Raw genomic sequence first — 18,657 nt, 5'->3', positions numbered from 1 at the left:
ACCCCCAGGAAGTCAGCCCTTGTGCAACTTACTCATCAACTGCGCCTCAGCCTGGGTCAACCCACACGACTGCGTCAACTCATCCACCAAAGGTCAACATCCTTCAAGCACCTTAGAACCCAGGAGACCCCCCCATGACCACCCACAAGGCACTGTTGATCCTCCACGGCAAGCAAGCCCTCAACGAGGACGTGCGCGCGGCCGTGCAGGCCCGGCGCGACCTGGGCTGGGAACTGGCGGTGCGGGTCACATGGGAGGGCGGCGACGCCCAGCGCCTGGTCAATGAAGCGCTGGACGGCGGCTACCCGCATATCATCGCCGGCGGCGGCGACGGCACCTTGCGCGATGTCGCCGAAGCCATGGCCCAGGCCAACACCGATGCCAGCCTGGTGCTCATGCCCCTGGGCACCGCCAACGACTTCGCCCGCGCCGCCGGGGTCCCGCTGGAACCTGCCCAGGCCCTGGCATTGCTGGACGTGCCGCCCAAGGCGATCGACCTCGGCCGGGTCGGCGGGCAAATCTTCCTCAATATGGCCACCGGCGGCTTCGGCAGCCAGGTCACCGCCAACACCTCCGAGGACCTGAAGAAGGTGCTCGGCGGTGCGGCGTACCTGTTCACCGGCTTGACCCGTTTCAGCGAGTTGAAGGCCGCCTATGGCGAGCTGGAAGGCCCGGATTTTCACTGGAAAGGCGAACTGCTCGCGCTCGGGATCGGCAACGGGCGCCAGGCTGGGGGAGGGCATGTGCTATGCCCGGAGGCATTGGCCGATGATGGCTTGCTGGACGTCAGCATCCTGCCGGCGCCCCAGGAGGTGGTCGGCACCCTGCGCGAGCTGATGACCAACGGCTGGGGCCTGGACACCATGTTCGTCCGCGCGCGCCTGCCGTGGGTCAATATCAAGGTTGCACAGGGCCTGTACATCAACCTCGACGGCGAGCCGCTGGAAGGCGACGACTTGCACTTCGAGGCCGTGCCCAAGGCCTTGCGCGTGCACCTGCCGGTGAATTCGCCGTTAGTCGTCCAGGCTGATGATCTGCTCGCGCACCGCGAATAACACCAGGCCCGCCACGTCGAAAATCTGCAGGCGCTTCATGATTTGCGAACGGTGCGCTTCCACGGTCTTGATGCTCAGGCCCAGGCCGTGGGCGATTTCACGGGTGGACTTGCCGCGCACGATCAAGCGCAGGATCTCCAACTGCCGGGCAGTGAGGTTATGGCTGTGGCCGGCGGGCGTGGTGGCGCCCTGGCCGCGCACCAGCGCCTGGTTGATCACGGTGTGGGCGATCGCCGGGCTCAGGTAGCGCTCGTTGTTGCGCAAGGCCAGCAGCGCGTGTTCCAGCTCGTTGGCGGTGGTGTCCTTGAGCAGGTAGCCATGGGCGCCGGACTCCAGCGCGCACATGATCAGTTCCGGGTCGGTGTGCATCGACAGGATCAGCACTTTGCTCTTGGGGTAGCCGCGCTTGAGTTGCTGCAAGGCATCCAGGCCGCCGGTGTGCTTCATCGACAGGTCCAGCAGCACGATATCCGGCAACAGCGCGCTGAACTGCTCCAGCAGTTGTGCGCCATCGCTGACTTCGCCGATCACCGTATAGCCGGGTATGTCCTGGACCAGCGCGCGTACGCCGGCCCGGATCAGTGCATGGTCATCCACCAGGAGTAATTTGCAGGTCACTCGAGAACCTTAGGGGAACTGGCCCGTTCGAGGGCGCGTGGCGCCCAGGGGAAGAGCGCGTCGATCCGTGTCCCTTTGCCTGGCTGGCTGCTGACGGACAAGGTGCCCCCCAGCTGATCAATCCGCTCCGACATGCCGGCCATGCCCCGTTGACCTTCCAGGCCGGGGTTGATGGCAGGCGAAAAGCCCAGGCCGTCATCGCTGATAAACAGCGACAGGCCTTCGGGCAGGCGTTGCAGGCGTACCAGCAAGTTGCGCGCCTGGGCGTGGCGTAGCATGTTGGTCACCGCTTCCTGGGTAATGCGAAAGGCCGCCACGGCCATTTCTTCCGGGATGCCGGTCAGCCGTTGCTGGCATTCCAGGCTCCAGTGAATCGGGGTGTTTTCCAGGGTCTTGAGCAGGTGCGCGCGCAGGCTCGCTTCCAGGCCCAGGCTGGCCAGCTGGCGCGGGTTGAGGATGGCGGAGACGTCACGCACCTTGGCCAGGGTTTCATTGAGGGTGTTGCACAGCACCGTGCATTGGCTCTGCAGGTCTTCCGGCAGGCGGCGTTTGAGCCACTCGCTTTGCAGCTTGGCGGCGGTCAGTAGCTGGCCGATATCGTCATGCAGTTCGCGGCTGAGGCGGTGGCGCTCGTTTTCCTGCACCTGCAGCAGGCGGTCGGCGAGTTCCTGGGGCTGGAACTTGATGGACTTGCGTGAGCGCCACTGCTGCAGGCCAACCACCACCACGATCGCCAGGTTCAACAGCACCACCACCAGCGGCATCGGCTCGGCGCGGGCGAAGGTCCACAGGCTGAGCAGCAGCGAGACAAGGCACAAGGCAAGGACCAGGCGTCGAGCATGGCTGCGGGACACGGACCTGGCGAGGAGTGACTTGAAGTTGGCGTACATAGCGGATGGAGCCAATGAGGGTTCGCTGCGGGAAGACCGGTCACGGCGGCTGACAGGGCTTTGTGTGGAATGCGTGGCCGAATCGTTTTTATACATGATGAAGTTGAGTTACTTCGAGCGGGGCATAGTATCACCCCTGTAACCGTTGGTCGCCTGGCACTTTGCTTTTGCCGTGCCTATATCCGGGCAAATACCCTGACGGTAACCACAGAGTTTGGAACAGTGGGAAGTTGTATTATCGAAGTTGGTTTGTATCGATATGTCCGTTAGTGGCTATTTGATATTTATTCCGGTCGTTTTTAGATAACTCAGGGTGCGAATACGACCTGTCATTGGTTCAGGACGTGTGATGCATTCGTTGTTGCGGTTTGGTGCTGAAGTCTTTTTGTGGGATCTGCAGGATGACCGTGGCAATCAAGGTCGTTTGCTCGGTTTCATCCAGGGTCAGTTGGCCGGTCTTGGCGTCGATGAGTTCCAACTGCCAGGCCAGTAACGTCAGGCAATCATGCAGCGCATCCAGGGCCTGGTCATGCAGGTGCAGAGGGTTTTCGGCATTCGCGATCAGGTACTGGATGTGCCGCGAGAACTCGCTGATGGCCTGCAGCGCCAGGGCGTCGGCCTTTTCAGCCAGCTTGATCAGGCTGATCTTCATGCAGTCGATCGCGTCGCTGTCATTGCGGATCATATGCAGATGACTGAGGCACTCTTCGGACTTGGCCAGTAGCTTCTCGGCTTCATGCAGAAACTCGGGAAGTGCAAGTTGCCACTCGTTACCGTCGTTCATCATGCAAGTCTCCACAACTTAAGGTCGGGTGATGAGATGTCGCACCGGGTGAATGGCTTAAAACTAGCGCTGAAATATGACTGAAATCTGTAGGTCGCTTCTGAGATTTCAGTAGGACGCTTATTTGAATGATGGCGACGGCGGTGCGTGGCCCTCATGAGCGGGGTCCGTTGCACACCTTCAGTTACCCTCGCGTGGAGGTCTGGAAGGCCCGTGGGCCGAGGGCTTGGGATGGCAAACAAAAGCCTGACTCCATTCATGCATTGAGAATGGCGTCACATTAATGGCTATTAGATATTGCGAATATCAGGTTGGGCCCGATTGTGTCTAAGGGAATCCCTTAGATAGCGGAACCTTGCGTCGATTTGAATGTCGCGCAACGTGGCTGCACCGCCTCTGGAGCGGCGTTCGCAGTAAACCATGATGTCAGTGTGACATCAATGAATTTACATGGCATTTTACCAGGGTCAAGGTCTGGCGCTCGCCGCCGATAACCTCTCCATGCAATGCACTCACCCTCGCGCCACACTTTCAGCGCACACCAGGAGCTTTTAATGGCCGGCATTCTCGACACGGTAGACCAACGCACGCAACTGGTGGGTGAGAATCGCCTGGAAATCCTCATGTTTCGCCTGGCCGGGCGCCAGCTGTTCGCGATCAACGTGTTCAAGGTCCAGGAAGTCCTGCAACTGCCCAAGTTGACCTTGATGCCCCAGCGCCACCCGTTCGTGTGCGGCGTGGTCAACCTGCGTGGCCAGACGCTGCCGGTGATCGACCTGTCCCAGGCGATTGGCATGCGCCCCTTGGTGCCTGGGCCGAACAGCACGATTATCGTCACCGAGTACAACCGCTCGGTGCAGGCGTTCCTGGTGGGCGGCGTGGACCGCATCGTCAACATGAACTGGGAGGCTATCCTGCCGCCGCCGACCAGCGCCGGGCGCCAGCACTACCTCACCGCCATCAGCAAGGTCGATGACCAGTTGGTGGAGATCATCGACGTGGAAAAAGTCCTCGCCGAAATCGTGCCATACAACGCCAAGGTCTCCCGCGAAAAACTCGACGACCCGGTGCTCGAACGTGCGCGTGGTCGCGAAGTGCTGCTGGTCGACGACTCCAATGTGGCCTTGTCGCAACTGCGCGACACCCTCGGCCAGTTGGGCGTGAAGATGCACATCGCCAGCGACGGCCTCAAGGCGCTGAACATGCTCAAGGCCTGGGCCGACAGCGGCCAGGTGATGACCGACAAACTGCTGATGATCTTCACCGACGCCGAAATGCCCGAGATGGACGGTTACCGCCTCACCACCGAGATCCGCAACGACCCGCGCCTGCGTGGGCTGTATGTGGTGTTGCACACGTCGCTGTCGGGCAGCTTCAACGATTCGATGGTGAAGAAGGTCGGTTGCGACAACTTCCTGTCCAAATTCCAGCCCGACAAACTCGTCGATGTGGTGCGTCAGCGTCTGATGCTGGACGAAGTGCCGGCTTGACCTTAGGGTGACGGCTTTGCCCCTCAGGAATGCAGGCCCATGCTTCGTCTCAGCGCGTTGTACCGTTACCCCTTGAAGTCCGGCAAGGCCGAGAGCCTGCAACACATTGGCCTGGATAAGCTGGGGCTGGACGGGGACCGACGCTGGATGCTGGTGGACGAGGCCAGTGGGCGTTTCCTCACGCAGCGGGCCGTGGCGAAGATGAGCCAGTTGTCGGCGCTGTGGAGCAGCAGCGGTGGCCTGAGCTTGAGTTCGCCCGGGTATGCGCCGCTGGACGTGGCGTTGCCGGCCGGCGAGGCCGCGTTGCGCGGTGTGACCATCTGGCGCGACACCCTGCGCGTGCCGGACGCAGGTGACGAAGCGGCGGCGTGGGTCAGTGACTTTATCGGCAAGCCGACCCGGCTGGTGCACATTCCCCTTGAACGTGCGCGTAACACCGAAGCGGGCTACGGGCGCGATGACGACCAGGTTGCGTTCGCCGATGGTTACCCGTTGCTGCTGATCGGCCAGGCCTCCCTGGACGACCTCTCGCAACGCATCGGCCGGCCCATGGAGATGCTGCGCTTTCGCCCCAACCTTGTGATCGAAGGCAGCGACGCCTTTGCCGAAGACGGCTGGAAGCGCCTGCGCATTGGCGATGTCGAGTTCCGCGCGGTCAAGCCGTGCTCACGGTGCATCCTCACCACCATCGACCCGAACACCGGCGAACGCAGTGCCGACCGCGAGCCTTTCGCGACCCTCGAGGCATATCGAAAGACCGAAAACGGCGCGATTTTTGGCCAGAACCTGGTCAATGACGGCGTGGGCCGGCTTGAAGTCGGCATGCCGGTGACGCTGCTTGAATAGGGTGCCGCGCGCATAAAAAATGCCCGTCTCGCAGGAGACGGGCATTTTTTTGACCGGTCGACGGCTTAGCCGCGGTATTCGCACAGGTAAGCGGTGTCCACGGCGACCTTCAGCTGGAACTTGCTGTTGGCCGGTACGTTGAACTGGCTGCCGGCGGCGAAGGTTTCCCAGTCGCTGGCGTCGGGCAGCTTGACGGTCAGGGCACCGGACACCACGTGCATGATTTCACGCTGGGCGGTGCCGAATTCGTATTCGCCCGGGGCCATGACGCCGATGGTCGCCGGCCCTTCAGCGGTGCCGAAAGCGATCGACTTGACGGTGCCGTCGAAGTACTCGTTGACTTTAAACATGGGCGATTCCTCGGAAAGTGGGTTAAGGCTTCCTGCTTCCTGCAGGCGCCCGATGCAAGGCTTGAGGGCCTGATCGGCGGCAAGCCGGCGCCTGCAGGAAGAGCAGATTACGGAAAAAGGCTGGCCAGTATGCCCAAGCCTTCGGGAGCTGCCTAGACCGGCAAAATCAGCGGCAGCAGCCGGGCGGTGTTGCGCGCGTCTTCCAGGGCCCGATGTTGCTGCCCATGGAACTGCATCCCCGCCAATTGCAGGGCGGCGTTGAGCCCCAGCGGCTTGTCCAGGCGCCGGGCCTTGGCGAAGCGCTGCTTGAGGTTTACATGGGGCGTGTGGGCGAGTGCACTGGCCAGCTCATGGCGCTGCCATTCCAGTTCCAGTTGCACACGGTCGTAGTCACCCCAGCTGGCCCAGCCCTCCAGGCGTGCCTGGTGCTGGCCCAGCCAGCGCTCGAACAGCGACCACACCTCGATCATCGGCAACGCGCTGTCGATATTCGCCTGGGTGATGTGGGTCAGCTTGCGACAAAAGGGCGTCAACAAGGGCCGACGCAGGGGCCGTACGAAGCGCTGGAAGTGGTCCAGCTCGCGGCCCTGGCGGTTCACCAGGCTCGCGCCGATCTCGATGACTTCCATCTCCGTCACGGGCCAGCCGCCGTCATCCGTCGTGGCTTCAAGGTCAATAATCAGCCAATGAGGCATTGTGCAGCTTCCCGTACTCATCCCTTACTGATGGGGATAGAGCGTAGCCCGGCCCTGTAGTTCCCGCCCAGCGCTTATTCGATCTCGAGCAAAACCTGGCGATTGCGCACCTGATCGCCGGCAGTCACCTGCACGCCCTTGACCACGCCGTCCCGGTCGGCCTTCAGCGGGTGCTCCATTTTCATCGCCTCCAGCACCAGCAACAGCTGGCCTTTGCTCACGGTGTCGCCGGCGTTGACCCGCACATCGACGATGGCACCATCCATGGGGGCCTTGACCCGGCCGCTGCCGGCGTCCGCCTGGCGCTCGACGACCTGCTGGGTGCGGTTGGTCACGGTGATGCCGGGCAGCCACAGCTGGTCGCCATCAAGGTGATAGGCGATACGCCGGCGGATGCCATTGATGATCAGGCTGGCCCAGCGCCCGTCGGTGGCAAGGGGGTGGATGTCGAGGCCGTTGGCGTGCAGGCGCTCGTTCTCCAGCACGCTGACCGCGACTTCGCGGACCTCGTCGTGGACGGCCAGGCGGTAGGTCCACGCCAGCGTGGCGTTGTTGCGCCAGCCCGCCAACCCCTGGCGATGCTGGCCGGCGCTGTGTTGATAAAACAGCGCGGCGGCCACGGCGAGCTGTTCCTCGGTCGCCGCCAGGGCTGGCACCTCGCTGAAGTGTTCGGCAATAAACCCGGTACTGAAGTCAGCGCTGACAAACCCCGGGTGCTTGAGCAGGTCGGCCAGCAGGTGTTGATTGCTCGCCACCCCCAGCAGCACTGTGTCTTCCACCGCGCGCAGCAGCTTGCGCCGGGCCTCTTCGCGGGTGGCGCCGTGGGCGATGATTTTGCCCAGCATCGGGTCGTAGAACGGGCTGATGCGCTGGCCCTCCAGCACGCCATGGTCAACCCGCACGCCCGCCGCCGGTTGCCAATGCCGGACCTTGCCGGTTTGCGGCAGAAAGCCCTGGGCCGGGTCTTCGGCGTACAGGCGCACTTCCATGGCGTGGCCGCTGAGGGTCACGCCTGCCTGGTCCAACGGCAGGGTGTGGCCGGCGGCGATCTGCAGTTGCCAGTCCACCAGGTCGAGGCCGGTGATCAATTCGGTGACCGGATGCTCCACCTGCAGGCGGGTGTTCATTTCCAGAAAGTAGAACTGGCCGTTGCGATCGAGCAGAAACTCCACGGTACCTGCGCCGACATAATTCACCGCACGTCCCGCCCTGAGTGCGGCTTCGCCCATGGCCTGGCGCAGCGCGGGCGTCATCACCGGGCAGGGTGCTTCTTCGATGATTTTCTGATGGCGCCGCTGGATCGAGCAGTCACGCTCACCCAGGTAGATGAGGTGGCCGTGGCTGTCGCCAAACACCTGGATTTCGACGTGGCGCGGCTCGATCAGTGCCTGTTCGAGGATCAGTTCGTCACTGCCGAAGGCGTTTTTCGCCTCGGAGCGGGCGGTGTGCAGGTTGTCCAACAGCGCCTCGGGCTGATACACCAGGCGCATGCCTCGACCGCCGCCGCCGGCGCTGGCCTTGATCATCAAGGGATAGCCGATGCGCTCGGCTTCTCGCTGCAGTGTGCTGTCGTCCTGGGCCGCGCCCTGGTAGCCAGCGATACACGGCACCCCGGCCTCGAGCATGGCGAGTTTGGACAGGCGCTTGCTGCCCATCAGCTCGATGGCCTCGGCGCTGGGGCCGATGAACGTCAGGCCGGCCTGCTGGCAGGCGTGGGCGAACGCGGGGTTTTCCGATAGAAAACCGTAGCCGGGATGCACCGCATCGGCGCCGGTGAGCCTGGCCGCTTGGATAATCGCCGGGATATTCAGGTAGGACTGCTGCACCGGCGCGGGCCCGATATTCACCGCCTCGTCGGCCATCTGCACATGCAGCGCCTGCGCGTCGGCGTCGCTGTAGACCGCAACCGTGCGGTAGCCCAGGGCCTGGGCGGTGCGCTGGATACGGCAGGCGATTTCGCCGCGGTTGGCGATCAGGATCTTGGTGAAGTCGGGCATGGGCTTATCCCTTGACTGATGGAGGTGATGGTTCGGGCCTCATTGCGGGCAGGTCGGGTTGTCGCAGCGCCGCTCTCACCGTTGGAATGCATTTCCCTGTGGGCGTTGGCTTGCCTGCGAAGACGTCATTTGCACCACCGCGGTTTGCGCTTCTGCACAAACGCCTGCGTCCCCTCAATCCCTTCTTCACTTCTCACCGCCTCGGCAAACCACTGCGCGCCGCGATCCAGCACCGCCTCAAGCGGCTCGTCCACACTCGCCAGCAACAGGGATTTGGTCCGTCCATTCGCTCCCGGCGCGCAGCGCAGTACCTGCCCTAGCACCTCGTCGAGGCGCTCCGCCAATGCCTGCGGGTCGCGCTCGGTGAAGTGCACGACGCCCAGCCGCTCGGCTTCAAGGCCGTCAAAGCGCGCCGCCGTGAGTGCCAGTCGGCGGGCCTGGGTCAGGCCGATACGCTTGACCACGAACGGCGCAATCTGCGCCGGCAGCAAGCCCAGGCTGGTTTCCGGCAAACCGAACTGCGCCTGGTGATCGGCAATCGCGATATCACTCACGCACGCCAGGCCAAAGCCGCCGCCCAGCACCGCGCCTTGCAGCACCACGATCACGACTTGGGGAACCGCCTCGACTTCTTGCAACAAGGTGCCAAACGCCCGGTTCAGCGCCTGGAGTTGAGTGCCCGCCGTGACCAGGTCCTTCACATCGGCCCCGGCGCAGAAATGCCCGCCGGCGCCGCTGATCACCAAGGCGCGTACCTGGCCGTCGAGTTGCGCCAGCACCGCGCGCAGTTCATTGACCATTTCCAGGCTCATCGCATTGCGATTTTCAGGGCGATTGAGGGTGATGTGCAGCACGCCGTTATGCGGCTCCAGCAAGAGCGTGTTCATGCTTTTTTCCCCGGCAAGGTGCCCATCAGTTTGCAGATGATGCCCAGCATGATTTCGTCGGCGCCGCCGCCAATCGAGACCAGGCGCACATCGCGATAAGCCCGCGCCACCGGGTTGTCCCACATGAAGCCCATGCCGCCCCAGTATTGCAGGCAACTGTCGCTGACTTCACGGCCCAGGCGCCCGGCCTTGAGCTTGGCCATGGAGGCCAGGCGCGTCACGTCCTGGCCTTTGATGTATTGCTCGGTGGCCTGGTAGACCAGTGCGCGCAGGCATTCGATTTCGGTGGCCAGCTCGGCCAGGCGAAAGTGGATGACCTGGTTGTCGATCAGCGCCTTGCCGAAGGTCTGGCGCTCCTGGCAATAGGCGATGGTGCTGTCGATGCAGTACTCCAGGCCCTTGATCATATTGGCCGCGCCAAACAGCCGTTCTTCCTGGAATTGCAGCATCTGCATCATGAAGCCTGCGCCTTCGTGGCCGATGCGGTTGCGCTGTGGCACGCGCACGTCATCGAAAAACACCTGGGCCGTTTCCGAACTGTGCATGCCGAGCTTTTCCAGGGGCGGGCTGACGCTGATCCCCGGGGTGTTCATCGGCACCATGATCAGCGACTTGTTGATGTGCGGCTTGTCATCGGAAGTGTTGGCCAGCAGGCAGATAAAATCGGCGCTGGGCGAGTTGGTGATCCACATTTTGCTGCCGTTGATCACGTAGTCGTCGCCGTCCTTGCGCGCGTGGGTTTTCAGCCCGGCCACGTCGGAACCGGCGCCGGTTTCCGACACGCCGATACAGCCCACCTGTTCGCCGCTGATGGCCGGGCGCAGGAATTCATCGCGCAGTTCATCGGAACCGAAGCGGGCGAGGGCGGGGGTGCACATGTCGGTCTGCACGCCGATGGACATGGGGATGCCACCGCAGCGGATGGTGCCGAACTCTTCGGCGGCGACGATCGAATAGCTGTAGTCCAGGCCCATGCCGCCGAACTGTTCCGGCTTGGAGATGCCCAGCAGGCCGAGGTCGCCGGCCTTGCGAAAAATCTCGTGGATGGGGAAGCGCCCGGCTTTTTCCCATTCATCCACATGGGGGTTGATCTCGCGGTCGACGAAGGCGCGGACGGTGCGGCGCAGTGCCTGGTGTTCCTGGGTGAAGATCATTGTTGTTGTTCTCCTGAGCGTTAGAAACGCGCCACGCCAAAGCTGTTGGGCTGCAACTGCCGCACATCAGCCTCATGACAAATATCCAGCAGCAACCCCAGCAGCGTGCGGGTATCGCGGGGATCAATCAGCCCGTCATCCCACAGATTCGCACTGCCATACAGCGCAGTGGATTGGCTGTCGAGCTTCTGCGCCGTGACCTGCTCGAGCATGTCCAGCACCTTGGGATCCGGCACCAGGCCGTCCTTCAACTGCTTGGCCTCGGTGACAATCCGCAGCACCTTGCCCGCCTGTGCACCGCCCATGACCGCCGTGCGGCTGTTGGGCCAGGCGAAGATAAACCGCGGGTCCAGGCCACGCCCGCACATCGCATAGTTGCCGGCGCCGTACGAACCGCCGACCACCACCGTGAGTTTAGGCACCCGCGCGTTGGCCACCGCCTGGATCATCTTCGCACCGTGCTTGATCACGCCTTGTTGCTCCGACTCGGTGCCCACCATGAACCCGGTGGTGTTGTGCAGGAACAACAGAGGCGTGCGGCTCTGGTCGCACAGTTGGATGAACTGGGCGGCCTTGCTCGCGCCCTTGGGCGTGATCGGGCCGTTGTTGCCGATCACGCCGACGGCGCGCCCCTGGATCTGCAGGTGGCCGCAGACCGTGTGGGCATCGAACTCGCCCTTGAACTCGAGGAACTGCGAGCCGTCCGCCAGCCGCGCGAGGATCTCGCGCACGTCATAGGGTTTCTTCGGGTCATCGGGAATCAACCCCAACAGCTCGTCGATGGGATACAGCGGCTCGGCATACGCCCGTCTCGACGCCGGCGGCAGGCGCTCATCCCACGGCAACAGGCTGACAATCTCGCGCACGATGCGCACGCCGTCGGCATCGTTTTCCGCCAGGTATTCGGCGGTACCGGCGGTTTGCGCATGCATCTCGGCGCCGCCCAGTTCTTCATCCGTGGCGATTTCACCGGTGGCGGCCTTGAGCAGCGGCGGGCCGGCGAGGAACAGCTTGGCCTTGCCGCGCACCACCACCACGTAGTCCGACAACCCCGGCTGATACGCCCCACCTGCAGTGGCCGAGCCGTGCACCACGGTGATCTGCGGCAAGCCCATGGCCGACATGCGCGCCTGGTTGGCGAAGCTGCGCGCGCCTTCGACGAAAATCTCGGCGGCATAGTTGAGGTTGGCCCCGCCGCTTTCGGCCAGGGTCACCACCGGCAGTTTGTTCTCCATGGCGATCTGTTGCAGGCGCAGGGATTTCTTCAGGCCCGTGGGGGAAATGGTGCCGCCCTTGATTGCGCTGTTATTGGCCACCACCAGCATGCGTACGCCGCTGACGTAGCCGATGCCGGCGATCAAGCCGCCACCGGCGGCGCTGCCGTCCTTGTCATCATGCAGTTTGTAGCCGGCCAGGCTCGCCAGTTCGAGGAACGGTGCGCCGGGGTCCAGCAGCAAATTGAGGCGTTCGCGTGGCAGCAGTTGGCCGCGCTGGTCGAACTTCGGTTTGGCCGCCTGCGCCTTGGCGAGCAGCGCGTGTTCCAGCTGGCGCAGGTGTTGGATGCCTTCCAGCATGGCTTCGCGGTTCTGCGCAAACTGCGGGCTGTGGGCGTCGATCAGGCTTTCAATCACCGGCATGGTTCAGCGCTCCGCCTTGAGGACATCGGGCAGGTACGCGCGGTGAAAACCGTTGAAAGGTTCACTTGGCGACGCGGCCTTGTGCAACGGCCAGGCGCGGCTGCCCAGGCTGGCGGCGCCGTCGATGCGCAGGGTGCTGCCGCTGACAAAGGCCGCGGCGGGGCTGAGCAGAAACACGATGGCCGCGCTGACTTCCGACTCGGTGCCGATCCGCTTGAGCGGCACGTGTTCACGCAGGGTCGGGATCACCGCCTTGAACGCGCCCTCGTAAGTGTCCATGCCACTGGAGGCGATCCATCCCGGCGCCACGGCATTGACCCGCACCCCGGCATACCCCCATTCGAAGGCGGCGGTCTTGGTGAAGTTGTCCATGCCCGAGCGTGCCGCGCCGGAGTGGCCCATGCCGGGCATGCCGCCCCACATGTCGGCAAGCATGTTGACGATGGCACCGCCATGCTTGCTCATCGACTGGTTGAACACTTCCCGCGCCATCAGGAAACCGCCCACCAAGTTGGTGCGCAGCACCGTTTCAAAGCCCTTCTGGTTGATCGACGCGAGCGGCGACGGGTACTGGCCGCCGGCGTTATTCACCAGGCCATGCACTGGGCCATGTGCTTGAATGATCTGCGTGACCAGCGCTTTCACCGCCTCTTCATCACGAATATCGCAGGCCTGCCAATGGGCAGTGCCGCCATCCTCGGCAATTTCCGCCGCGACCTTCTGCAGCTTTTCCGGCTTGCGTCCGACCAGGATCACGCGGGCGCCAAGGGCCGCCAGCTCGTGGGCGGTGCAGCGGCCAATCCCGCTGCCACCGCCGGTGACGATCACGGTGTGTCCCTGGAACAGGTCGGCTTTGAAGATCGAATCGAAGGCCACGGCAACGCTCCTTTAAGTGAGTTGATCAGCGATGTGTTGCGGCACGGCGATGGGGATTTCCAGCAGTTGCTGGGCGAAGGCCTTGCCTTGCGGGTCGATGCGCAGGCTGGCGATGCCGCCACCGCCCAGCGCGTTCTCCAGCAGGAAGTTGAGGCTGTGGCTGCCGGGCAGGTACCAGCGCTCGACGCGGCCGTGCACGGGGTCGAGCACGTGGCCCATCCAGTCGACGATGACTTCCGGGGTCAGCGCCTCGGCGATCCACGGCAGGTACTCCGGCGCGCGCGCGATCACGCCGATATTGCTGTGGTTGCCCTTGTCGCCGGAGCGCGCCACGGCCAGCTTCACCAACGGCACACTGGCGTCGGCGCGGCCTTGGGGTTTGGGCGGATCCACGGCAGCGGCCGGCAGGAGAGGGGCGTCGGCCGTCGGCAGCACGCAGGGGTGTTTGTCGCCCTGGAAGTCGATCACCACCTCACAGGCGGACTTGTCGATCAGGAATGAAAACAGGCGAATCAGCGGGTACACCGTCGGGCGTCCCCCGACAATGCCGGTCAGCCCCGGCGCCATGCCGGTAGCCGCCTGGGCGATCTCGCGGGCGAACAGCACCAAGGCCTGTTTGCTCGGGTGCCGCACCGCCATCTTCACCACCACCTCGCGGCAATCCTGGCGCTGGGCGTGGGCGCCGTAGGTGGCCTCGCTGCCGAGCAGCTCGATGTTCACGTCGGTGTAGGGCGCCCAGCCGCGCTGGCTGAAGAGTTCGGCGGTCTTGTTGATGATCGCCTGGCTGACGCGCTCGGCCTTGGCCACCGCGTCGATGCCGGCAATCAGGCAACTCGCGGTGCAGCGAAAGCCGTCCGGGTAAGTTGCACTGACCTTGTACTGGTCGGTCGGCGGCAAGCCCCTGGCACCGTGCAGGCGTACGCTGTGTTTGCCTTGCTGGTGCAATTTGACCTGGCTGAAATCGCAGATCACATCGGGCAAGAAGTAGGCGCGTGGGTCGCCGATCTCATACAGCAGTTGCTCGGCCACGCTGAGTTCGCTGATCAGGCCGCCCGTGCCATCGACCTTGTTCACGGTGAACTGGCCGTCGGCACTCACTTCGACGACGGGGAAGCCGATGTGCTCGTAGTCCGGTACGTCGCGCCAATCGGTAAAGTTGCCGCCGGTGCATTGCGCGCCGCACTCGATGATGTGCCCGGCCAGTGCCGCCTGGGCCAGGCGGTCATAGTCCTGCCAGGACCAGTCGAAGGCATGCACCAGCGCTGCGCTGACCACCGCGCTGTCGACCACGCGACCGGTGATCACGATATCCGCACCCAACTGCAGTGCCTGGACAATCCCGGGTGCGCCGAGGTAGGCATTGGCCGACACGCACAGTGGCGGCAGCGGCGCGCCGTTGAACATATCGGTGATGCCGTCCAGGTGCTTGAGTTGAGGGTGCAGGTCGTCACCCAGCAACACGGCGATTTTCAGCGGGACCTGAGCCTTGTCGCAGGCCGCTTGCAGGGCGGCGGCGCAGGCCTGCGGGTGGATACCGCCGGCGTTGCTGATCACGCGGATGCCCTGGCGCTGGATCTCGCCGAGCAGCGGCGTCAACACTTCGACAAAATCCGTGGCGTAGCCGGCCTGGGGATCTTTGATCCGCGCACCGGCGAGGATCGACAGGGTGACTTCCGCCAGGTAGTCGAACACCAGGTAATCCAGTGCGCCGCCGTGCACCAATTGGGCGGCGGCCGTGCACGTGTCGCCCCAGAAGGCACTGGCGCAGCCGATACGAACCGTCTTGCTCATGAGAAATCCTTCCTCGAATGGCTGGCAACGAGACTACCAAGCAAGCGCTTGGTTTGTAAACTCCAGACACAAGTTTTGCCCAAGCGCTTGCTTGGGTGGCGGCCACGGCCTAAATTGCCGGCCAAGACGTCCGTAGAAGTAGAGGAGAGCAGCATGGATGAGCAAAAAGCCCTGCGGGTGATGCGCACCATGGTCGAAGGTGGCCAATTGACTGACCCCGACAGTGCCCGGGGCAAGTTGCTGCAGACCGCGGCTCACCTGTTTCGCAACAAGGGATTTGAACGCACCACGGTGCGCGACCTGGCCGGCGCCGTGGGCATCCAGTCCGGCAGCATCTTTCATCACTTCAAGAGCAAGGACGAGATCCTGCGGGCGGTGATGGAGGAAACCATTCATTACAACACGGCGATGATGCGCGCCTCGCTCGAAGAAGCGACCACCGTGCGCGAACGCGTGCTGGCGCTGATCCGTTGCGAGTTGCAGTCGATCATGGGCGGCAGTGGCGAAGCCATGGCGGTGTTGGTCTATGAATGGCGTTCGCTGTCGGCCGAGGGCCAGGCCCAGGTGCTGGCCCTGCGCGATGTATATGAACAGATCTGGCTGCAGGTGCTGGGTGAGGCCAAGGCGGCGGGCTACATCAAGGGCGATGTGTTTATCACCCGGCGTTTCCTCACCGGTGCGCTGTCCTGGACCACCACCTGGTTTCGCGCCGAGGGCAGCCTGACGCTGGAAGAGTTGGCTGAAGAAGCCCTGCTGATGGTGTTGAAGCCCGACTGAGGCGCAAGCTATTCATTTGACGGTGAAAAAGTTGTCTCGCCAGACAAAAACGCCTAGCTTATCGCCATTAACGTAGTGAACGGTGTGTGCCTTGATGTTTTCGCCATGGCGGCTGGCTGCAGGACTTACTTTTTGGGCACTGGGCACCGCGTGGTGGATGCCGGCTTCGGCTGCGCAATTGGTACGGATCGGCGCCGCGCACTTTCCACCCTACACCGTGCGCCCCGAGCAGGGCGCCGACACCGGGCTGCTGCCGCAGTTGGTCGAAGCGCTCAATGCTTCACAGGCCGACTACCAGTTCGTACTGGTGCCCACCTCCATCCCGCGACGTTTTCGTGATTTCGAACAGGGCCGTATCGACATGGCCATTTTCGAAAACCCCGACTGGGGCTGGCAGAAAATTCCTCACACCAGCGTGGACATGGGCCTGGAAGACGCGGAAATCTTCGTCGCCCAGCGGCAGCTTGATCGCGGCCAGGACTATTTCACCGACCTCACCGGCAAACGCCTGGCGGTGTTCAGCGGCTATCACTACGCCTTCGCGCATTTCAACCCTGACCCCAAATACCTGGCCGAGCAGTTCAACGCCACGTTGACGTATTCCCATGACAGCAACCTGCTGATGGTGGTGCGCGGGCGTGCGGATATTGCGCTGGTCACGCGTTCCTACCTGAGTGATTTCCTGGTGCGCAATGCGGACATGGCCGGGCAGTTCCTGGTTTCGGAGCGCATCGACCAGGTCTACCACCACTACGCCTTGCTGCGCCCCAAGGCGCCGATCACCGGCGCGGCTTTTTCCGCCTTGCTCAAGCGCCTGCGTGACAGCGGCGAGCTGCTGAAGATTTTCGAACCCTATCGCATTGACGTCATGCCGACGCCCTGACGGCTAAATTTCCTAGCGCTGCTCACGTCATCTCAACCAACGGTTGACGATGTTTGCGAGTGCCCTTCATGTCACATCCCACTGATCTTTGCGACCTTTCCCACGGTGAAGTCCTGCGGCGTTTCGATGCGCGGTTGGCGGCGATGGTGCATTACTTCTACCTGGATGCGCAGTGTGCAGAAGGGGCCGCAGGCCCCGCGCAGAATCGTTGCCCCCATTGCCAGCGAGAATTCGACTTCGCCCATAAACGCGCGGCGCTGCTGATTCTTGGCGCGCAACGGCCCGGCCCTTCGCGCATCAACGTTTAGACCCGGCGTGCAAACGTATCGCTGTGGTTGCCCGAGACCTTGCGGCAATGCACCAGCGCGTCGCGGATCATGAAGTTCACCAGGGTCGGCGAGACGCCGAGTTCCTTGGCGATGTCCTTTTGCGGCACGCCGTGCAGGCGGTACATCTCGAACGCGTAGCGGGTGCGCTGCGGCAGCTCCGTCAGGGCGTCGGCGATGTTTTCCAGGGTATTGAAGTTGATGTGCGAGGTTTCCGGTGAAGCGCCGTGAATAACCACATTCAAGCCTTCCTCTTCCGTCCCGGAGTATTTGAGCTCCAGGGCCTGCTTGCGGTAGTGATCGATTGCCAGGTTGCGCACGATCTGGAACAGATAGCTCAACTGGGCCTTGAACGACGAGGTGATCGTCGGCGCGGATTGCAGCCGGAAGTAGGCGTCCTGCACTACGTCTTCGGCCCGCGAGCGGCAGCCGGTAATGCGTGCCGCGATCTTCACCAATATCAGTCGATTGTCGACGAAAGCCTGGAGAAGTGGTGAGTCGCACCTGCCTGTGGTTACTGGTTCCGTCATGGAAATCACCTTGTCGCAAAAGAGGTTAGGGGAGGGCGTCCTTGCTGAGGCCTCCTACACATCGGGCAACAAATTATGCTTAATGATAATGATTGTCAAATGAGAAGGCGAACTAATCTTATGCTTTCTTGTTAGATGTGAACCACGTCGCGCTCGCCCCCGGCGACTAATTATTTGCCAGTGCCGTCCGTTCTTCTGGGTGACAGGTCCGTTAGTAAAACGGCCAAGGATCAGCCCCCGCAGGAGGACGAAATGGGTTTCTATCGTGCATACAGCGTGTTTCAGTTTGGAGTCGTCGGCCGATGACTGCGCCGACGCGACTGCGCCTGTTTTGCCTACCCTATTCGGGTGCCAGCGCCATGGTCTACGCGCGTTGGCGCCGAGCCCTGCCGGAATGGCTGCACGTGTGCCCGCTGGAATTGCCCGGGCGTGGCATGCGCATGGACGAGCCCCTGCAGCGCGATATCAAGGCCCTGGCGGCGCAGCTCGCGGAAGAAATCAGCCGCGACTTGAGCGGCCCCTACGCCTTGTTCGGCCACAGCCTCGGCGGCCTGCTGGCGTTCGAACTGGCGCACGCCTTGAAGGCCCGCGGTGTGCCCGCGCCGCTCGCGTTGTTTGCCTCCGGCACCGCCGGGCCGGCGCGCCGGGATGTCAGCGAATACGCCATCGAGAAAACCGATGAGCAGTTGATCGCCCGCCTGCGCGAGCTGCAAGGCACCGCCGAAGAAGCCCTGGCCAACCCCGAGTTGATGCAGTTGATGCTGCCGATCCTGCGCGCCGATTTCCTGCTGTGCGGCAGCTTCATCTATGGCCAGCGCACGCCGCTGGACATGCCGATCCATGTGTTCGGCGGCAAGCAGGACAGCGTGCGCGCCGACCAGTTGCTCGACTGGCAACTCGATGCCGCCAGCGGCTTTTCCCTCGACATGTTCGACGGTCACCACTTCTTCCTTGTGCAGCACGAAAGCGCCGTATTGCGCTGCGTGCGCCGTTACGCCGATGAACACCTGGCCCGCTGGCGCAATGGCGCGGCGCGGCAACTGGCCGCCGGCTGACAGCTCCCCACTTCCC

General features: G+C 63.1%; 19 protein-coding genes and 1 pseudogene. 7 read left to right on the top strand and 13 right to left on the bottom strand.

Features of this window, described 5'->3' with window-relative positions:
* Positions 1–12: 12 nt before the first annotated feature.
* Positions 13–87, bottom strand: a pseudogene (locus BBG20_RS31755) (DUF2802 domain-containing protein); the annotation flags it as partial.
* Between the two features lie 47 nt (positions 88–134).
* Between BBG20_RS31755 and yegS the strand changes: the two are divergent.
* On the top strand, positions 135–1,055 hold the full coding sequence (gene yegS, locus BBG20_RS12145; RefSeq protein WP_065903534.1) for a lipid kinase YegS: 921 nt from the start codon (positions 135–137) through the stop codon (positions 1,053–1,055).
* On the opposite strand, the gene BBG20_RS12140 is transcribed toward yegS, so the two are convergent.
* The 3 genes from BBG20_RS12140 to BBG20_RS12130 all read right to left on the bottom strand — a co-directional run bounded on the left by BBG20_RS12140 (position 1,014) and on the right by BBG20_RS12130 (position 3,350).
* Positions 1,014–1,673: a response regulator transcription factor gene (locus BBG20_RS12140; protein WP_065903532.1), complete on the bottom strand. Its 660-nt coding sequence runs from the start codon at positions 1,671–1,673 to the stop codon at positions 1,014–1,016. The two genes, yegS and BBG20_RS12140, sit on opposite strands and share 42 nt — an antisense overlap.
* Positions 1,670–2,563, bottom strand: a complete 894-nt coding sequence (locus BBG20_RS12135) for a sensor histidine kinase (RefSeq protein WP_065903530.1) — start codon at positions 2,561–2,563, stop codon at positions 1,670–1,672. Before BBG20_RS12135 ends, BBG20_RS12140 begins: the two co-directional genes overlap by 4 nt.
* A gap of 337 nt (positions 2,564–2,900) precedes the next feature.
* Positions 2,901–3,350, bottom strand: coding sequence for a hypothetical protein (locus tag BBG20_RS12130; RefSeq protein ID WP_177343940.1), 450 nt, complete (start codon positions 3,348–3,350; stop codon positions 2,901–2,903).
* Positions 3,351–3,901: 551 nt separating this feature from the next.
* On the opposite strand from BBG20_RS12130, the gene BBG20_RS12125 reads away from it, so the two are divergent.
* Together BBG20_RS12125 and BBG20_RS12120 are read left to right on the top strand one after the other, a co-directional pair.
* Positions 3,902–4,837 carry a chemotaxis protein CheV gene (locus tag BBG20_RS12125; protein ID WP_065903528.1) on the top strand — a complete coding sequence of 312 codons (936 nt, stop codon included), beginning with the start codon at positions 3,902–3,904 and terminating at the stop codon, positions 4,835–4,837.
* Between the two features lie 39 nt (positions 4,838–4,876).
* Entirely contained in the window at positions 4,877–5,683 is an 807-nt protein-coding gene (locus BBG20_RS12120) for an MOSC domain-containing protein (protein WP_065903526.1), read from the top strand.
* 65 nt (positions 5,684–5,748) lie between these two features.
* Here BBG20_RS12120 and ppnP read toward each other — a convergent pair whose 3' ends face one another.
* The 8 genes from ppnP to BBG20_RS12080 all read right to left on the bottom strand — a co-directional run bounded on the left by ppnP (position 5,749) and on the right by BBG20_RS12080 (position 15,070).
* A complete protein-coding gene (gene ppnP / locus BBG20_RS12115; RefSeq protein WP_058424671.1) occupies positions 5,749–6,033 on the bottom strand; it encodes a pyrimidine/purine nucleoside phosphorylase in 285 nt (94 codons plus the stop codon).
* Positions 6,034–6,185: 152 nt separating this feature from the next.
* Positions 6,186–6,728, bottom strand: coding sequence for an exonuclease domain-containing protein (locus BBG20_RS12110; RefSeq protein WP_065903525.1), 543 nt, complete (start codon positions 6,726–6,728; stop codon positions 6,186–6,188).
* A gap of 74 nt (positions 6,729–6,802) precedes the next feature.
* A complete protein-coding gene (locus BBG20_RS12105; RefSeq protein WP_065903522.1) occupies positions 6,803–8,725 on the bottom strand; it encodes an acetyl/propionyl/methylcrotonyl-CoA carboxylase subunit alpha in 1,923 nt (640 codons plus the stop codon).
* A gap of 125 nt (positions 8,726–8,850) precedes the next feature.
* Positions 8,851–9,612 carry an enoyl-CoA hydratase/isomerase family protein gene (locus BBG20_RS12100; RefSeq protein WP_065903520.1) on the bottom strand — a complete coding sequence of 254 codons (762 nt, stop codon included), beginning with the start codon at positions 9,610–9,612 and terminating at the stop codon, positions 8,851–8,853.
* Positions 9,609–10,766 (bottom strand): citronellyl-CoA dehydrogenase, encoded by a 1,158-nt coding sequence (gene atuD, locus BBG20_RS12095; RefSeq protein WP_065903517.1) that lies wholly within the window; start codon positions 10,764–10,766, stop codon positions 9,609–9,611. Before atuD ends, BBG20_RS12100 begins: the two co-directional genes overlap by 4 nt.
* A 20-nt stretch (positions 10,767–10,786) precedes the next feature.
* The gene (gene atuC / locus BBG20_RS12090; protein ID WP_065903514.1) at positions 10,787–12,403 is read right to left on the bottom strand and encodes a geranyl-CoA carboxylase subunit beta; all 1,617 of its coding nucleotides are present in this window, start codon (positions 12,401–12,403) and stop codon (positions 10,787–10,789) included.
* Positions 12,404–12,406: 3 nt separating this feature from the next.
* Positions 12,407–13,279 carry an SDR family oxidoreductase gene (locus BBG20_RS12085; RefSeq protein ID WP_065903510.1) on the bottom strand — a complete coding sequence of 291 codons (873 nt, stop codon included), beginning with the start codon at positions 13,277–13,279 and terminating at the stop codon, positions 12,407–12,409.
* A gap of 12 nt (positions 13,280–13,291) precedes the next feature.
* A complete protein-coding gene (locus tag BBG20_RS12080) occupies positions 13,292–15,070 on the bottom strand; it encodes an acyclic terpene utilization AtuA family protein (RefSeq protein ID WP_065903507.1) in 1,779 nt (592 codons plus the stop codon).
* A gap of 153 nt (positions 15,071–15,223) precedes the next feature.
* On the opposite strand from BBG20_RS12080, the gene BBG20_RS12075 reads away from it, so the two are divergent.
* The 3 genes from BBG20_RS12075 to BBG20_RS32430 all read left to right on the top strand — a co-directional run bounded on the left by BBG20_RS12075 (position 15,224) and on the right by BBG20_RS32430 (position 17,038).
* Positions 15,224–15,847, top strand: coding sequence for a TetR/AcrR family transcriptional regulator (locus BBG20_RS12075; RefSeq protein ID WP_065903504.1), 624 nt, complete (start codon positions 15,224–15,226; stop codon positions 15,845–15,847).
* Between the two features lie 94 nt (positions 15,848–15,941).
* Positions 15,942–16,730 (top strand): substrate-binding periplasmic protein, encoded by a 789-nt coding sequence (locus tag BBG20_RS12070; protein WP_083221366.1) that lies wholly within the window; start codon positions 15,942–15,944, stop codon positions 16,728–16,730.
* A 68-nt stretch (positions 16,731–16,798) separates the two neighbouring features.
* Positions 16,799–17,038: a hypothetical protein gene (locus BBG20_RS32430; RefSeq protein ID WP_141697273.1), complete on the top strand. Its 240-nt coding sequence runs from the start codon at positions 16,799–16,801 to the stop codon at positions 17,036–17,038.
* Here BBG20_RS32430 and BBG20_RS12065 read toward each other — a convergent pair.
* Positions 17,035–17,586 carry an RNA polymerase factor sigma-70 gene (locus BBG20_RS12065; protein ID WP_065903497.1) on the bottom strand — a complete coding sequence of 184 codons (552 nt, stop codon included), beginning with the start codon at positions 17,584–17,586 and terminating at the stop codon, positions 17,035–17,037. The two genes, BBG20_RS32430 and BBG20_RS12065, sit on opposite strands and share 4 nt — an antisense overlap.
* A gap of 302 nt (positions 17,587–17,888) precedes the next feature.
* Between BBG20_RS12065 and BBG20_RS12060 the strand changes: the two genes are divergently transcribed.
* Entirely contained in the window at positions 17,889–18,641 is a 753-nt protein-coding gene (locus tag BBG20_RS12060) for a thioesterase II family protein (RefSeq protein WP_065903494.1), read from the top strand.
* The last annotated feature ends 16 nt before the right edge of the window (positions 18,642–18,657 follow it).

The organism is Pseudomonas aylmerensis, from assembly GCF_001702265.1.
In the GTDB taxonomy this organism is placed as follows: Bacteria; Pseudomonadota; Gammaproteobacteria; order Pseudomonadales; family Pseudomonadaceae; genus Aquipseudomonas; species Aquipseudomonas aylmerensis.
Note: the sequence above shows the minus strand (reverse complement) of the source record. Positions and strands in the feature narration are given on the sequence as shown.

Coding starts and splice junctions, on each gene's coding strand:
- yegS (WP_065903534.1), top strand. CDS start 135: ATGACCACCCACAAGGCACTGTTGATCCTCCACGGCAAGCAAGCCCTC.
- BBG20_RS12135 (WP_065903530.1), bottom strand. CDS start 2,563: ATGTACGCCAACTTCAAGTCACTCCTCGCCAGGTCCGTGTCCCGCAGC.
- BBG20_RS12130 (WP_177343940.1), bottom strand. CDS start 3,350: ATGATGAACGACGGTAACGAGTGGCAACTTGCACTTCCCGAGTTTCTG.
- BBG20_RS12125 (WP_065903528.1), top strand. CDS start 3,902: ATGGCCGGCATTCTCGACACGGTAGACCAACGCACGCAACTGGTGGGT.
- BBG20_RS12120 (WP_065903526.1), top strand. CDS start 4,877: ATGCTTCGTCTCAGCGCGTTGTACCGTTACCCCTTGAAGTCCGGCAAG.
- ppnP (WP_058424671.1), bottom strand. CDS start 6,033: ATGTTTAAAGTCAACGAGTACTTCGACGGCACCGTCAAGTCGATCGCT.
- BBG20_RS12110 (WP_065903525.1), bottom strand. CDS start 6,728: ATGCCTCATTGGCTGATTATTGACCTTGAAGCCACGACGGATGACGGC.
- BBG20_RS12105 (WP_065903522.1), bottom strand. CDS start 8,725: ATGCCCGACTTCACCAAGATCCTGATCGCCAACCGCGGCGAAATCGCC.
- BBG20_RS12100 (WP_065903520.1), bottom strand. CDS start 9,612: ATGAACACGCTCTTGCTGGAGCCGCATAACGGCGTGCTGCACATCACC.
- atuD (WP_065903517.1), bottom strand. CDS start 10,766: ATGATCTTCACCCAGGAACACCAGGCACTGCGCCGCACCGTCCGCGCC.
- atuC (WP_065903514.1), bottom strand. CDS start 12,403: ATGCCGGTGATTGAAAGCCTGATCGACGCCCACAGCCCGCAGTTTGCG.
- BBG20_RS12080 (WP_065903507.1), bottom strand. CDS start 15,070: ATGAGCAAGACGGTTCGTATCGGCTGCGCCAGTGCCTTCTGGGGCGAC.
- BBG20_RS12075 (WP_065903504.1), top strand. CDS start 15,224: ATGGATGAGCAAAAAGCCCTGCGGGTGATGCGCACCATGGTCGAAGGT.
- BBG20_RS12070 (WP_083221366.1), top strand. CDS start 15,942: ATGTTTTCGCCATGGCGGCTGGCTGCAGGACTTACTTTTTGGGCACTG.
- BBG20_RS32430 (WP_141697273.1), top strand. CDS start 16,799: ATGTCACATCCCACTGATCTTTGCGACCTTTCCCACGGTGAAGTCCTG.
- BBG20_RS12065 (WP_065903497.1), bottom strand. CDS start 17,586: ATGACGGAACCAGTAACCACAGGCAGGTGCGACTCACCACTTCTCCAG.
- BBG20_RS12060 (WP_065903494.1), top strand. CDS start 17,889: ATGACTGCGCCGACGCGACTGCGCCTGTTTTGCCTACCCTATTCGGGT.